11 protein-coding genes and 1 pseudogene are annotated in these 14,778 nt (G+C 62.3%); 3 read left to right on the forward strand and 9 right to left on the reverse strand.

Annotated elements, in window-relative coordinates; translation table 11 throughout:
* Positions 1–29: 29 nt before the first annotated feature.
* A complete protein-coding gene (locus SKA53_RS09795) occupies positions 30–1,676 on the forward strand; it encodes a DUF4139 domain-containing protein (RefSeq protein ID WP_007205981.1) in 1,647 nt (548 codons plus the stop codon).
* Positions 1,677–1,697: 21 nt separating this feature from the next.
* On the opposite strand, the gene SKA53_RS09800 is transcribed toward SKA53_RS09795, so the two are convergent.
* From SKA53_RS09800 to SKA53_RS09830, 7 genes and pseudogenes are all read right to left on the reverse strand, one after another.
* Entirely contained in the window at positions 1,698–4,136 is a 2,439-nt protein-coding gene (locus tag SKA53_RS09800; RefSeq protein ID WP_007205982.1) for a GcvT family protein, read from the reverse strand.
* Positions 4,136–5,006: pseudogene (locus SKA53_RS09805) on the reverse strand (homocysteine S-methyltransferase family protein). The gene SKA53_RS09800 and the pseudogene SKA53_RS09805 overlap by 1 nt, the downstream one beginning before the upstream one ends.
* A 28-nt stretch (positions 5,007–5,034) precedes the next feature.
* Positions 5,035–7,479 (reverse strand): GcvT family protein, encoded by a 2,445-nt coding sequence (locus tag SKA53_RS09810; protein WP_007205984.1) that lies wholly within the window; start codon positions 7,477–7,479, stop codon positions 5,035–5,037.
* Positions 7,476–7,856: a GFA family protein gene (locus SKA53_RS09815; protein ID WP_040482907.1), complete on the reverse strand. Its 381-nt coding sequence runs from the start codon at positions 7,854–7,856 to the stop codon at positions 7,476–7,478. Before SKA53_RS09815 ends, SKA53_RS09810 begins: the two co-directional genes overlap by 4 nt.
* Positions 7,857–7,864: 8 nt before the next feature.
* Positions 7,865–8,434: a helix-turn-helix domain-containing protein gene (locus tag SKA53_RS09820; RefSeq protein ID WP_007205986.1), complete on the reverse strand. Its 570-nt coding sequence runs from the start codon at positions 8,432–8,434 to the stop codon at positions 7,865–7,867.
* 132 nt (positions 8,435–8,566) lie between these two features.
* Positions 8,567–9,019 carry a GAF domain-containing protein gene (locus SKA53_RS09825; RefSeq protein WP_007205987.1) on the reverse strand — a complete coding sequence of 151 codons (453 nt, stop codon included), beginning with the start codon at positions 9,017–9,019 and terminating at the stop codon, positions 8,567–8,569.
* An 87-nt stretch (positions 9,020–9,106) separates the two neighbouring features.
* Positions 9,107–10,267 carry a thiolase family protein gene (locus SKA53_RS09830; RefSeq protein WP_007205988.1) on the reverse strand — a complete coding sequence of 387 codons (1,161 nt, stop codon included), beginning with the start codon at positions 10,265–10,267 and terminating at the stop codon, positions 9,107–9,109.
* A 124-nt stretch (positions 10,268–10,391) separates the two neighbouring features.
* Between SKA53_RS09830 and SKA53_RS09835 the strand changes: the two genes are divergently transcribed.
* Positions 10,392–11,966 (forward strand): gamma-glutamyltransferase family protein, encoded by a 1,575-nt coding sequence (locus tag SKA53_RS09835; protein WP_007205989.1) that lies wholly within the window; start codon positions 10,392–10,394, stop codon positions 11,964–11,966.
* Between the two features lie 13 nt (positions 11,967–11,979).
* Here SKA53_RS09835 and SKA53_RS09840 read toward each other — a convergent pair whose 3' ends face one another.
* Together SKA53_RS09840 and SKA53_RS09845 are read right to left on the reverse strand one after the other, a co-directional pair.
* On the reverse strand, positions 11,980–12,363 hold the full coding sequence (locus tag SKA53_RS09840; RefSeq protein ID WP_007205990.1) for a hypothetical protein: 384 nt from the start codon (positions 12,361–12,363) through the stop codon (positions 11,980–11,982).
* A 75-nt stretch (positions 12,364–12,438) separates the two neighbouring features.
* Positions 12,439–12,969 (reverse strand): NADPH-dependent FMN reductase, encoded by a 531-nt coding sequence (locus SKA53_RS09845; RefSeq protein WP_007205991.1) that lies wholly within the window; start codon positions 12,967–12,969, stop codon positions 12,439–12,441.
* 103 nt (positions 12,970–13,072) lie between these two features.
* Here SKA53_RS09845 and SKA53_RS09850 point away from each other — a divergent pair, with 103 nt between their 5' ends.
* Positions 13,073–14,725: a thiamine pyrophosphate-binding protein gene (locus tag SKA53_RS09850; protein WP_007205992.1), complete on the forward strand. Its 1,653-nt coding sequence runs from the start codon at positions 13,073–13,075 to the stop codon at positions 14,723–14,725.
* The last annotated feature ends 53 nt before the right edge of the window (positions 14,726–14,778 follow it).

Genomic DNA, 14,778 nt, shown 5'->3' on the forward strand with positions numbered 1-14,778 from the left:
TTCTGGCGTAGACACCTTGGAGTTTTGTGATGATTCGTCTTTTTGTGACCACCAGCTTGCTCGCCCTTGCCGCCCCTGCCTTTGCCGACACGATCACCGGACAGGCGCGCGTCGATACCGTCACGATCTTTCCCGGCCTTGCGACCGTCACGCGGCTGGTGACGCTCGATCTGCCCGCAGGTCAGCATGACATCACTGTCCCTGACCTGCCGCAGGGCCTGTCTGCTGACGGGCTGCGCATTTCTGCACCAGGGCAGGTCCGGCTTGGGGCAGTCAGCCGTGCCTTTGACCGTCTGCCGGTGACGCCCGACCAGTACAGCCCCGCCATTCTGGCTGCCCGTACGCAGGTCGAGCGTCTGGAAGACGTGTTGCGCGAAAGCGATGCAGCCATTGCTACGATCCGCTTGCGCGCGCAGGCCGCAGAGGACCAGATCGCCTTTCTGCAAAGCCTTGGTCAGGCCAGCGCAGGCGAAACGCTGAGCACGATTGCCAACATTCAGGCCCTCGCACAGATGGTCGGGTCGGAAACGCTGGCGCTGCGCACCGCTGCCTTTGCCGCCGAACAAGAGGCGCAGGCTGCCACCCGCGCGCGCAAAAATGATGTCGATGCGCTGGACAATGCCCGCCGCGCCTTGGCCGCGCTGCTGGCCCCCGAGGAGCAAGGTTCTGTACTTTCCTTTACGCTGGATGCCGCCGAGGCGGGCGAGGTCACGCTGGAAATCAACACAACCGAAAGCTTTGCTACTTGGTCGCCAGTTTATGACCTGCGCCTGACCACCGGCGATGATCCGCGTCTGGACATCGACCGCGCCGTCGTCATCAGTCAGGCCACCGGTCAGGATTGGCTGGACGTGCAGCTGATCCTGTCCACCGCGCGCCCCGGTGACCAGATCGCACCCGGTGGTGCCTGGGCAGAGCTGCGCCGCATCATCGCAGAAGACGCGCTGACGCGCGAAGCAACCGGCATGGCCGATGAACCAATGCCCCTGCAACGCAACAGCGCCGTCATGGCCAGCCCGATGATGGACGCGACCCCCATCACCGCACAGGCCGATTTCAGCGGTGCGGCGGTGCTTTATGTCTATCCAAACCGCATTGATATCCGCAACGGGGTCGAGGATTTGCGCCTGCCTCTTGATCAGCTGACCTTTGACGCCGATGTCTGGGCCGAGGCGACACCGATGACAGATGCCAATGCCTATCGCATGGCTGAATTTACCAACACCACCGATGAAATCCTGCTGCCCGGCCGCGCGATGCTGCATGCGGACGGTACAATGATCGGGTTCAGCCACCTGCCTCTGCTAGCGGCGGGGGCCGATCTTGACGTGGGCTTCGGGCCGCAGGACGGGCTGCGCCTTACGCGGATCACGCCGGACAGGTCCGAAGGTGACAGGGGCGTGTTTTCGTCGTCCAATCAACTGGTCGAACGCACGGTCCTGACGGTAGAAAACCTGACAGGACAGGATTGGGAGGTGCTGCTGCGCGATGCCGTGCCCTATTCCGAACAGGACGATCTGCAAATCAGCCTGACTGCGGCGCCAGAGGCCACGCGCCGCGACCCCGACGGCGCGCGCGGGATCGTAGAATGGGACCTGAGCGTGCCTGCGGGTGCCAAACAAGAGGTCGTGATGGAAACCACCCTTCGCTGGCCCAGCGGTTTCGTGCTGCACTAAGGCAGGCCGCTGCGGGTGATGTCACATCTTCACCCGCGCCCCTGCGGGATCGTAGAACGGTTTCAACTGCGCCTCTGCTACGACCCTGACCCCCATTACGTCGATCTCGTACCGGCTGGCCAGCAGGTCATCCACGCTTTCGCCCGCGCAAGGCACATAGCCCATGCCCAAGGCCGCGCCGACATGATGGCCATAGCCGCCAGAGGTCAGATGCCCGACGACCCGCCCGTCACGCAGCACAGGTTCGTTGTGATAGAGCAGCGGCGCGGGATCGGTCAGCTTGAACTGCAATAACCGCCGCGCCAGCCCTGCATCACGCTTGCGCAGCACCGCGTCGCGCCCGATGAACACAGGCTTGTCGGTCTTGACCGCAAAGCCAAGGCCCGCCTCCAGCACATGATCCTCGCAGGTAATGTCATGGCCGAAATGGCGGAAACCCTTTTCCATCCGTGCGGCATCCATCATATGCATCCCGCACAGCTTGAGCCCCATGTCCTGGCCTGCGGCGTGCAGCACCTCGAACACATGGCCGGCCATGTCTGCGCTGATGTAAACCTCCCAGCCAAGCTCACCGACATAGGACACGCGATGCACACGGGCCAGCGCCATGCCGATTTCGATCTCTTGTGCGGTGCCAAACGGATTGTGATCGTTGGAAAAATCGTTTGGCGACACCTTTTGCAGCAACGCACGACTGTGCGGCCCCATGACGGCCAGCACGCCTTCACCCGCTGTCACATCGGTGATGACGGCGGTGTAATCGCCCAGATTGCGCTGCATCCATGTCTGGTCGGCCAGCCGCGTCGCGGCAGGAGTCACGACCAGATAGGCGGTTTCCGACAGGCGGGTCACGGTGACATCCGCCTCGATCCCCGCCTTGGCGTTCAGAAACTGGGTATACACAATGCGCCCGACAGCAACATCCATCTGCGCGCCGCAGATATGGTTCAAAAAGGCGCAGGCATCGCGCCCTTCGACCCTGATCTTGCCAAAGGACGACATGTCATACATGCCGACATTACCGCGCACAGCCGCCAGTTCTGCCCCGACATTACCAAAGAAATTCTGCCGCTGCCAAGAATAGGCGTAGGCCGGGTCCTGACCCGGCACCGCAAACCAGTTTGCCCTTTCCCAGCCTGCCAGTTCGCCCATGACAGCGCCCTGATCCAGCAAATGCCGGTGGAACGGCGTCCGCCTGATGCCACGCGCGGTGGCTTTTTGACGGTAAGGGAAATGATCGGCATAAAGCAGGCCCAGCGTTTCCTTGGACCTCTCAAACAGATAGGTTTTATTGCCCTGAAACGGCTGCATCCGCGATATATCGACATCGCCCAGATCAAAGGGTTTTTCGCCCGCATCCATCCATTGCGACAGCGCCATTCCCGCGCCCCCTGCTGATTGGATACCGATGGAATTGAAACCGGCGGCAACCCAGACATTGTCCATCTCTGGCGCAAGCCCAAGATGATAGGCGTCATCTGGTGTAAAGCTTTCGGGGCCGTTGAAAAAGGTATGAATACCGGCGCTGGCCAGCATCGGCATCCGGTTTACGGCCTGTTCAAGGATCGGCTCGAAATGGTCGAAATCCTCGGGCAGCTGGTCGAATTCGAAATCTTCGGAAATGCCCGCCATGCCCCAAGGCTTGGCGTTTGGCTCGAACGCACCCAGCATAATCTTGCCCGCGTCTTCCTTGTAATAGGCGCATTCATCGGGCACGCGCAGCACGGGCATCTGGGTCAGGCCGGGGATCGGTTCGGACACGATATAGAAATGTTCGCAGGCATGCAGCGGCACGTTGACGCCCGCCATGCGGCCGACCTGATGGCCCCACATCCCCGCGCAATTCACCACCATATCGCAGGTGATCTGGCCGACATCGTCGCCGCTGGCCCAATCCACTGATGTGACCCGCCGCCCCGTGCGGTTGATCGCCGTCACCTTGGTGTGTTCGGCCACAATTGCCCCACGCATCCGCGCGTCCTTGGCCAGTGCCAGCGCAATATTGGCCGGATCGCCCTGCCCGTCCTTGGGCAAAAAGACGCCCGCGGTGACGCCGTCGATGTTCAGATGATGATAGCGGTTCTTGACCTCCGTTGGTGAAATCTCCTCGATCTCCACCCCAAAGGCACGCGCCATTCCGGCCGAGCGGAAAAGCTCCTCGCGCCGCTCGTCCGTCAGCGCCACAGTGATCGACCCCACGCGCCGGAACCCCGTGGCGATCCCCGTCTCCGCCTCCAGCCCGCCATAAAGCTGCTGGCTGTAATTGGCGAGCCGCGTCATGTTGGCCGTTGCGCGCAATTGTCCGATCAGGCCGGCGGCGTGCCATGTGGTGCCGGATGTCAGTTGCTTGCGTTCCAGCAGGACGACATCCTGCCAGCCCAGTTTGGTCAGATGATACGCGACCGAACAGCCGATGACGCCACCACCGATAATCACCACGCGCGCATGTTTGGGCAGCATCAAATCACCTCATGTCCGGCGTCAACAATTGCTGCGCCAGCCGCGCGATATGGGCGGGGCCGACCTCGCAGCAGCCACCGACGATGGTGGCCCTTGGTCGATCCAGCCCAGCGCGAAATGGGCATAGGCATCCGGCCCCAGATCACGGCGCGCAGACAGCGCATCCACCGTAGGCTTGCTTTTCAGGAAATCCTTGGTGATTTGGGTGAACCCGTTGGCATAGGCCCCGAACGGCAGATTGCCTTTGGCAAATGCGGCCATGGCAGCGGCCATCGCCTCTGGCGCGGAACAGTTCGCTAGCAGCGCGCTTGCGCCCTGCGCCGCCTCAAGCACATCGGCCACAGGCTCGCCTGAGCGCAGGCGGCTGCCATCCTCGTCATCCAAGGTTACCGACAACCAGACCGGTTTGCCCAAAGGCAGGGTCGCGGCCAGCACCGCACGGGCATGGGCGACGGAAGCGACGGTTTCGCACAAAAACAGATCAACGCGCGGCGCGATCAGCGCTGCCACCTCGGCATAGGCTGGCACGGCGATATCATGGGCGGGGTGGATATCGGGGCGGTAGCTGGCGATCAGCGGCCCGATGGACCCCGCGATGCGTCCACTGCCCTGCGCCTCGGTCGAAGCGGCGGCGGTCAGATCGGCAAAGCGATCCTCGAGCCCGGTGCCTTCCAGCCTGTCGCGGTGGATGGCATAGGTGTTGGTGGTATGCACCGTAGCCCCGGCAGCGCGGTAATCGGCATGGACCGCCGCCACCATGCCCGGATGGTCGATCATGACCTGCGTAGACCAAAGCGGGGTTGGAGCCTCGCCCGACCGGCGGATCAGTTCCTGGCCCATACCGCCATCAAGAAGGGTGATTTTCGTCATTTTTGTTACCTGTTCCAAACTTTCAATATCACGCCCTGATCCTAGCATTTGCAGGGTCCCACAACGGCGCATCTGGTTGCACTGTGGCGCTGACTTGGGTGCCATAGATATCAATCGCAACCTTGGTGCCTGCCACCGCCAGATCAGCGCGCAGCATCCCCAGCGCGATAGATTTGCCCACGCGGTAGCCAAAGGCGCCTGACGTGGTTTCGCCCACGACAGCACCATCATGCGAAATCGTCGCCATATATGGCGCGTCATATGCGTCCGCATCATCCAGCACCAGCGTGACAAAACGTTTCGCCACGCCGCGCTGTTTTTCCGCCAGCAAGGCTGGTTTGCCAACAAAATCGGGTTTGTCGAAATTGATGAACCGGTCCAGCCCGCCTTCGAGCAAGGAATAATCAGTGCTCAGGTCGCCTTTCCACGCGCGATAGCCTTTTTCGATCCGCAAGGCATTCAGCGCGAACATGCCAAAAGGCACAGCCCCACCACCAAGGATCGCATCATATATCGCGGGCGCATCGGCATTGGCGCAATGCACTTCCCAACCCAGCTCGCCCGCGAAGGATACGCGCAGCAGGTGGCAAGGTTTGCCGCAAACCTGCGCGTCCTGGAACGACAGCCACGGCAGGGTCAGGTCGGCATCGGTCAGCGGTGCCAGAATATCGCGCGCCTTTGGCCCGGTGACCAGCAGGCATTCGTATTGGTCGCTGCGATCCTGCACGCGGACCCCATCGGGCAAGTCGCGCAGCAGGACATCGCGGTCATGCCACTGCGCCACCGATGCGGTGATCAGCCAGATGTCATCATCGCTTTGCGGGATCACCGACATTTCCGTCAGGATACGGCCCCGATCATCGGGGAAATACGCAAGCCCCACGCGCCCCGGTTTGGGCAGGGTGGATGCGGTCAGGCGGTCCACATGCGCCCGCGCGCCCGGACCCGTCACCGCCAGACGGGTGAAACCGGAAATCGCGATGACACCGGCGTGATCGCGCACGGCGGCACATTCCGCGGCGATGCGCGGCTGCCAAGGGCCCGCGCGGCCCCATGTCTGGGTCGCCGCCTCGGACAGATCATCGCCGGATTTGGCGAACCAATTGGCGCGTTCCCAACCGTTATAGGCCCCCATCACGCCGCCCAGCGCCTTGATCCGGTCATGTAACGGCGACAGTCGCTGGTCGCGGCCAGCTGGCCAGGCATGATAGGGAAAATGCATCGCATATTCATGGCCATAGGTCTCGACCGCCTTGGCGTGGCAATACTCCTGCCCCGTGTAATCGGTATAGCGGCGCGGATCGCAGGACCACATGTCCCATTCAGGCTGGCCATCCACGATCCATTCCGCCGCCACCTTGCCCGCGCCACCGCCCTGGGTGATGCCAAAGGTGAACACGCAAGCCTCATAGGCGTTCTTGACGCCCGGCATCGGGCCAAGCAGCGGCAGACCATCGGGAGCATAGGGGATCGGGCCGTTGATGACACGCCCCACCCCTGCGGTGCCAAGGATCGGGACGCGGGCCATCGCGTCTTCGATATACCATTCCAGCCGGTCCAGATCGTCGGGGTAAAGCTGGAAACTGAAATCGTCGGGCTGCGGGTCGTCAGGCGTGACCCAATGCGCACGACAATTGCGCTCGTAAGGGCCAAGGTTCAGCCCGTTCTTGTCTTGGCGCAGGTAATAGCTGCTGTCCACATCCCGCAGCAGCGGCACTTTGCGGCCATTGGCGGCGGTCCATTCTGCCAGCGCGGGGATTTCATCGGTCAGGAAGTACTGGTGCGACATGGTCACCATCGGCACGGTGCGCCCGCCGTAAGGCTTGAACCATTCGCCGACACGCTGCGCGTAATAGCCCGCGGCATTCACTACCTTTTCGCAGGCGATATCGCCCTTGTCGGTATGCACGATCCAGCCACCCGGCGTCTGCGTCACACCTGTTGCAGGACAGAACCGTTCAATGCGCGCGCCCATCTGCCGCGCGCCCTTGGCCAGCGCCTGCGTCAGTTGCGCGGGATCAATATCACCATCGTCGGGATCATATAACGCCCCCGCAAGATCATGCGTTTCCAGGAACGGATAGGCCGCCTGCGCCTCCTCGGGCGTCATCAGCGCAAGGTTCAGCCCCTGATAATTCCCCATCGCGCGGGCGCGGGCGAATTCCTGCATCCGCTCCTTGGAATGCGCCAGCCGGATTGATCCGGTGACGTGATAGTTTATCGGATAATCGACCTCGGCCGCCAGCCGTTTATAAAGCGATAGTGAATAACGCTGCATGTTCATCACCGCCCAAGACGTGCTGAAGGACGGGCAATTGCCCGCCGCATGCCATGTGGACCCGGCGGTCAATTCGTTCTTTTCCAGCAAGACACAATCGGTCCAGCCTTTCTTGGCCAGATGATAGAGTGTCGAAACCCCCACCACGCCACCACCGATGATGACCACGCGGGCCGACGTGGGAAAATCGTTCATGTCTCTTGCTCCTCTTGCGGGACACCGCCGTGGATTTCGTAATAGTCGCCCTTATCCGCGACGAAGATATGCCGCGCCAGTGTTAGTCCCGTCGGCCCATCCAGCGCGCCCAATGCAATGCCGGTATCGGGATCATCATGCCCCTTCCAGAACAGGAACGACCCGCAGGTCGGGCAAAAGCCGCGCCGTGCGGCCGGGGTCGCGGCGTACCAGCGCACCTCGCCCGTGACGCTGAGATCGGCATCCGGAACCTGCATCGCGGCCCAGAAATGACCCGATTGCTTGCGGCACTGGCTGCAATGACAGGCCGCCGGGTCGCGCGCGGCACCACGGGCGGTAAATGTAACGGACCCGCAAAGACAGCTTCCTTGATACATCACGGACCTCAATAAACGGGCGGCGAGATCACCCAGATGATCTCGCAGGTTTCGGGATAGGGGTTGGCCCAACGGAACAGATCGCCGCGCAGCCGGAAACTGTCGCCAGGGTGCAGATGGAACAGTGTTTCCTCGATCCAAAGATCGAAATGACCCGCGACGACATAGCCCACCTCTTGGGTCGGGCGGCTGACGGCATGGTCCAGCCGCGCACCGGGGGCAAAGCGGGAATGGATCACTTCGAAATCATCGGTCAGATCGGGCGACAGCAAGCCTTCCGTCAGGCCGGGGTTGCGGTTGCCGATCGGGCGGCGATTGTCTGCGCGCACGATCCTGCCCGCCTCCTGCCCACCACCCAACGCCAGCAGGCTTGATGTGGCGACATCAAGCACCCGCGCAAGGGCTGCGATATCATCGACGCTGGCGCTGGACAGGTCCCGTTCGACCTGGCTCAGCCAGCCGACCGACCTGCCGACACGCTCCGCCAAGGCGGTCAGCGTCAGCCCGCGCGCCTTGCGCAGGGCGCGCAAATCGGCCCCTTGCAGGTCAAACGAAGCGGAGGCATGAAAATCTTCCATCAATTTTCACGCTAGGGGGTTCGCAGCAATCTGCAAACGCCTTTTGCGCCAGAAAAGCGCCGGTCTCCGACATCTTCCGAGCCAAAATATCCCCGCCGGAGGCTTGGCGCGGCCATGGCCGCGACAAAGGCCTCAGCGCGCAAAAACGCTGTGCAAAATGTCGGTCAAAGCATCAGCATCGGCTTGGGTAAAGGCATCGGGCTTGTCGCTGTCGATATCGAACACACCGATCAGCGCGCCACTGGCAGCAAAGACCGGCAGCACGATTTCCGAACGTGTGCTGCTGGCGCAGGCGATATGGCCGGGAAAGGAATCAACATCCGGCACCAATTGCACCTGACCGGTGCGCGCCGCAGCACCGCAGACGCCCCGCGCGAAGGGGATGACAAGGCAGCCATGCCCGCCCTGATAGGGGCCGATCTTGAGCAGCTCGGGGCCGACAACACGGTAGAATCCTGTCCAGTTGAACCGGTCGTCGCTGTGGTGGACCTCGCAAGCGACGGTGGCCATCAGGGCCACCTGATCAGTCTCGCCTTCGGTCAGGGATGCAATGGTTTGGTGCAGGGTCGGGTAATCAACGCGCATGTTCTGTCCTGAATTGATGTTGCAGGGGGTTTTCCACCCCCCATGCCTGCGGCATGTCCCCCGAAGGATATTTGTGCTCGGAAGATGTTACGGGCGTTCGATGGCAATCGCTGTGCCTTCACCGCCGCCGATACAGATCGCCGCGATGCCGCGCCGCAATCCGCGGGTTTCCAGCGCGTTAAGCAAGGTCACGATGATCCGCGCGCCAGATGCCCCGATCGGGTGGCCCAGCGCGCAGGCGCCGCCGTTCACGTTGATGCGGTCGCGGAGGATATTCATCTCGCGCATGAAGGCCATGGGGACGACGGCAAAGGCTTCGTTCACTTCCCACAGATCGACATCACCGACGGACCAGCCAAGACGGGCGAGCAGTTTCTGCGCCGCTGGCACAGGGGCCGTGGTGAACAGGCCGGGCGCCTGCGCGTGGCTGGCGTGGCCCATGATCCGTGCGCGGATGTTGGTGGCCGTATCGCCGCGTGCCAGCACGAGGGCGGCTGCGCCGTCGGAAATGCTGGATGCATTGGCCGCTGTCACTGTCCCGCCGTCACGGAAGGCGGGCTTGAGGGTGGGAATCTTTTCGGGCCGCGCCTTGGCGGGTTGTTCGTCCGCGGTGATCCTGACCTCGCCCGTGCGGGTTTTCAGCGTGACGGGGGTGATTTCACGGTCGAAAGCACCGCTGTCCTGAGCCGCCAAGGCGTTTGAAAGCGATTGCAGCGCATAATCGTCCTGTGCGGCGCGGGTGAATTGGTAGGTCGTTGCGCAATCCTCGGCAAAGGTACCCATCAGCCGGCCCTTGTCATAGGCGTCTTCCAGCCCATCAAGGAACATGCTGTCGATGACCTGAGCATGCCCGATCCGCGCGCCGCTGCGCATTTTTGGCATCAGGTACGGCGCGTTGGTCATGCTTTCCATGCCACCTGCGATCATGACATCGGCACTGCCTGCGGTGATCTGGTCAAAGGCCATCATCGCGGCCTTCATGCCGGACCCGCACATCTTGTTCAGCGTGGTGGCCGGCACTTCCTCGCCCAAGCCGCCCAGGAAGGCCGCCTGCCGTGCCGGTGCCTGCCCTTGACCGGCGGGCAAAACGCAGCCCATCAGCACCTCGTCCACCGTCGCCACACCAGCGTTTTCGAGCGCCGCCCGAATCGCTGCACCGCCCAAGGTCGGCGCGTCCACATCGGCGAAAACGCCTTGAAAGCCGCCCATCGCTGTTCGCGCAGCCCCGGTGATTACGACATCCTGCATTGACTCACCTTTCGTTGATTGCCCCGAAACTATGCCCGCATCGGCCAAAGGAAAACCCCCGTTTGCCGTTGCAGCCGCCTAGGATTGTCGTAGGGTCTCAGTTGTATCGACGGGGAGACAGCAGATGCGCGATTTTCACAAACCGGGCCGGTCGGCCGTTTACGCCACCAACGGCATGTGCGCCACATCGCATCCGCTGGCAACCAAGGTCGCCGTGCAGATGCTGGAAGCAGGCGGCAATGCCGTGGATGCCGCCATCGCGGGGGCGGTGCTGCTGGGGATTTGCGAACCACAGATGACCGGCATCGGCGGTGATTGTTTCGTACTGTTTACCCCCCCGGGCGAAGACCGCGTGCTGGCGCTGAACGGATCGGGCCGCGCGCCTGCGGGGATCAATGCGGATGCCTTGCGCGCCAAGGGGCCGGTGATCGCGCCCTACAGCGCCGATGCCGTCAGTGTGCCAGGCGCGGTCGATGCCTTTTGTCGTTTGTCCAAGGACTGGGGCAAGCTGGGGCTGAAAGCCGTGCTAGCCCCCGCGATCCATTATGCGCAAACCGGTGTGCCGGTGGCTGAACGCGTCGCCTCTGACTGGGGCAAGGCCGATAGCAACCTGTCAGGCACAGCGCGCGATCTGTTCCTGCTGGACGGCAAACCGCCCCGCCCCGGTCAGGTCTTTGCCGCACCGCGCCAGGCCGAAGCCTTGCGCCGCATCGCCCTGCACGGCCGCACCGGTTTCTACGAGGGCGAGGTGGCAGAGGATATGGTTGCTGCACTGCGCGCGCAGGGTGGCACCCACACGCTGGAGGATTTTGCCGCGACCGCCTGCGATTACACCGATCCGATCACGGGCGGTTATGGCGGGCTGGAATTGTGCGAGCATCCGCCGAACGGCCAAGGAGCCACCGCGATCCTGCTTTTGAACATCCTCAAGCATTTTGACATCGCCGCGATGGACCCTTGGGGGGCTGCGCGCGCGCATGTCGAGGCCGAGGCGACCAAGCTTGCTTATGACACGCGCAACCGGTTCATGGCTGATCCGGGCTACATGACGCGGCTAGATCACATGACCGCGCCAGAAACAGCGGCCAAGCTTGCGGCGTTGATCGACCCCAAACGCGCCATGCCCGCCGGATTGCCAGGGGCCGAGGCTGTCCACAAGGACACGATCTATATTACCGTCGTCGATAAGAACCGGATGGCCGTGTCGCTGATCTATTCGGTGTTCCATGCCTTTGGGTCGGGTATCGCATCGGACAAGTACGGCATCCTGTTCCATAACCGTGGCGCGGGCTTTACCCTTGAACAGGGCCACCCGAACGAGGTGGCCGGCGGCAAGCGCCCGATGCACACAATCATTCCGGCGATACTGAAGAAAGACGGAAAGGTCATGATGCCATTCGGCGTCATGGGCGGGCAGTATCAGGCGACCGGACATGCGCGGTTCGTATCTAACATCACCGATTTCGGCCTGTCGCCGCAGGCTGCGATCGACGCGCCCCGCAGCTTTGCCGAAGGCAATGTGTTGAACGTCGAAAACGGTTATAGTGATGCGGTCAAGACGGAACTGGGCGCGCGGGGCCATAACGTCCAGACGCCCGACACCGCAATCGGCGGGTCACAGGCGATCCTCATCCATCCCGATGGCGTGCTGGAAGGCGGCAGCGACCCACGCAAAGATGGTTGTGCGCTGGGGTATTGAAATGGCGGGGCGGTCAGCCTGACTTGCGCAAGCTGCGCAGAAACAGGCCCGCACCGCCCACCAGCAATACCAAAATAACCAACAGATCAAAGATGCTGAGCCGTGCGAATTGCACGGTCGTGTTCGCAATCACGCCAAACACCAGCGCAATCAGCGATGCACCCGCTATGATCCAGCCAAGCCGATTTTTGGCGTTGTAGAAAATCAATCCGATCCCGAACATCAGCGGGATCAGGATCATGCCTGATGTCACCGGCATCCCGCCAACCCCGAAGATGCGGCCACCCAGACTGGGCCGCACGACGATCCCGTTCAGCAGCAGATAGCCGCCCCCGATCATCATGATCAGCCCGATCAGGAACTGCCTCGTTCCACCGTTACTGCCACCTGCACCCATTACCAACTTACCTGTTACTGCGGTTCCGGCCGATGTAGGGAGTGCGGCATGAAATTGCCAGTATTGGCGCGCAAATCAGGTCAACGCGCGCAGATCGCCCATCAATTCGGCCAACAGATTAATGTACATCTCGCCGGTCAGCTTGCCATTCTCGTCAAATTCCTTGGCGGAGTTGGCGACCAGTACCTCTGGCCCCTGCAAAATATGCGGACGGAACGGCATCATGGCCAGCCGCAGCGAAAACTGCGCCCGCTCGCCGCCGGCGCGACCACCTGTCGCGGACATGATCGCCAGCGGTTTGTTTTTCCACACCCCGCCCTTGGTCCGGCTAACCCAGTCGAGCGCGTTTTTCAGCGCGCCTGACATGGCCTTGTTGTATTCCGGTGTCGCAATGATCACCGCATCAGCAGCGGCGATCTGGTCGGCCAGCATCTGGACGGCGGCAGGGATACCCTCGGCCTCTTCCAGATCACCATCGTAAAGCGGGAACCGGATGTCCCCTTCGAAATAGGAGTCGGGGCCGAAAATCTCGGCCGCGTTGCGCATCAGCATGGTGTTGGTCGAGGCTTTGCGCAGCGACCCCGATATCCCAAGAAGTGTTGTCATCTATCCGTCTTTCTTTGTTCGACAAAATACCTAACCCGATTGTGCGATTGAACAACCCGCAGCTTTCGCACATGATCCGCGCGAAATGGCAAGGACGATAATCATGCAGCGGCACGGCGGGAAGATACTCAGCGATCAACTGAAAAAGCTGGGTGTGCGGCGCGTATTCTCGGTGCCGGGGGAAAGCTTTCTGGCCGCACTCGACGGGCTGTATTACAGCGGCATCGCCAATATTGTCTGCCGTCAGGAAGGTGGTGCCGCGATGATGGCCGAAGCCTATGGCAAGATGACAGGCCAGCCCGGCGTGTGTTTCGTTACCCGCGGACCGGGGGCCACCAATGCCAGCGCAGGCATCCATATCGCGATGCAGGACAGCACGCCGATGGTGTTGTTCGTGGGCCAGATCGACAACCGGCACACCGACCGCGAGACATTCCAAGAGGTCGATTACAAGGCGATGTTCGGCCCCATCGCCAAATGGGTCGCCCAGATCGATCACACCGACCGGCTGCCCGAATATATCGGGCGCGCGTTCCGCGTGGCGATGTCGGGCCGTCCCGGCCCCGTGGTGCTGGCCCTGCCCGAAAACATGCTCAGCGATCACGCCGATGTGCCAGACATCCGGATGAGCGACACATATCCCACCGAGATGCCCGCAGATGCGAAGCATGCGATCCTGCACGCGCTGGGACAGGCGGAACGCCCACTGGTCGTGGTGGGTGGGCCGCATTGGTCAGCACAGGCGCAGACCGATCTGCAAGCCTTTGCCAAACAGCATCACCTGCCCGTGGCGGTCAGTTTCCGCAGGCAGGATTATATCGACAACAACCACGGCTGCTATGCCGGTGATCTGAACGTCGGGATCAACCCGCGCCTTGCCGCCCGTGTGCGCGAGGCGGATTTGCTGCTGCTGATCGGCACGCGCTTTGGCGATATAGAAACGCAGGGCTACACGCTCGTCGACCCCGCCGCCCCACAGAAAACGATCATCCACATCCATGCCGACGCCGACGAGATCGGGCGCGTCTATGCCCCCGATATTGGCGTGGTGACGACCGCCCCCGCCGCCCTGCGCGCGCTGGCCGCGGCAAGCCCCGTCGGTGACTGGTCCAGCTGGACCGCCGCCGCACGGGCCGATTACGACGCATGGATCAGCCCGCAGGAAAGCCCGGGCGCGCTGAAACAGGAACAGGTCATCAAATGGCTGTCCGACCATCTGCCCGACGATGCGATCCTGACCAACGGCGCAGGCAATTACGCGGCATGGCTGCACCGCTATTTCGTCTACAAGAAACACGGCACACAGCTGGCTCCCACATCGGGGTCGATGGGATACGGCTTTCCGGCGGCAATTTCCGCGTCGCTCGAATATCCCGACCGGACGGTGGTCTGCCTTGCAGGTGACGGCTGTTTCCAGATGACCTGCAACGAACTCTCCACCGCAGCCCAGCACGGGGCGACACCCATCGTCGTGGTGATGGACAACGGCCGCTATGGCACGATCCGCATGCATCAGGAAAAGCATTATCCGGGCCGCGTGTCCGGCACGATGCTGGCCAACCCCGATTTCGCCACCCTCGCCCGCGCCTATGGCGGCTATGGCGAGACGGTCACAACCTCTGCCGATTTCGTCGCAGCGTTTGGCCGCGCGCAGGCCGCAGGGACGTTCGCGATCATCGCCTGCAAGGTGGATGAAGAAGCGCTGAGCACAGGCGCCACGCTGAGTGCGGTCAGGGCTGCGGCATTGGCGCGGTAAGGACCATCGCAACAGAGGGCAGCCCCCCCCCGAGCCTGGGGGGGGGGGGGGGG

The sequence above is a fragment of the Yoonia vestfoldensis SKA53 genome (genome assembly GCF_000152785.1).
Taxonomy (GTDB): Bacteria; Pseudomonadota; Alphaproteobacteria; order Rhodobacterales; family Rhodobacteraceae; genus Yoonia; species Yoonia vestfoldensis_A.

Bases quoted from the DNA above. Each gene is read 5' to 3' on its own strand.
- SKA53_RS09815 (WP_040482907.1), bottom strand. From the start codon at position 7,856: ATGTATCAAGGAAGCTGTCTTTGCGGGTCCGTTACATTTACCGCCCGT.
- SKA53_RS09845 (WP_007205991.1), bottom strand. From the start codon at position 12,969: ATGACAACACTTCTTGGGATATCGGGGTCGCTGCGCAAAGCCTCGACC.
- SKA53_RS09795 (WP_007205981.1), top strand. From the start codon at position 30: ATGATTCGTCTTTTTGTGACCACCAGCTTGCTCGCCCTTGCCGCCCCT.
- SKA53_RS09835 (WP_007205989.1), top strand. From the start codon at position 10,392: ATGCGCGATTTTCACAAACCGGGCCGGTCGGCCGTTTACGCCACCAAC.
- SKA53_RS09820 (WP_007205986.1), bottom strand. From the start codon at position 8,434: ATGGAAGATTTTCATGCCTCCGCTTCGTTTGACCTGCAAGGGGCCGAT.
- SKA53_RS09810 (WP_007205984.1), bottom strand. From the start codon at position 7,479: ATGAACGATTTTCCCACGTCGGCCCGCGTGGTCATCATCGGTGGTGGC.
- SKA53_RS09840 (WP_007205990.1), bottom strand. From the start codon at position 12,363: ATGGGTGCAGGTGGCAGTAACGGTGGAACGAGGCAGTTCCTGATCGGG.
- SKA53_RS09830 (WP_007205988.1), bottom strand. From the start codon at position 10,267: ATGCAGGATGTCGTAATCACCGGGGCTGCGCGAACAGCGATGGGCGGC.
- SKA53_RS09850 (WP_007205992.1), top strand. From the start codon at position 13,073: ATGCAGCGGCACGGCGGGAAGATACTCAGCGATCAACTGAAAAAGCTG.
- SKA53_RS09800 (WP_007205982.1), bottom strand. From the start codon at position 4,136: ATGCTGCCCAAACATGCGCGCGTGGTGATTATCGGTGGTGGCGTCATC.
- SKA53_RS09825 (WP_007205987.1), bottom strand. From the start codon at position 9,019: ATGCGCGTTGATTACCCGACCCTGCACCAAACCATTGCATCCCTGACC.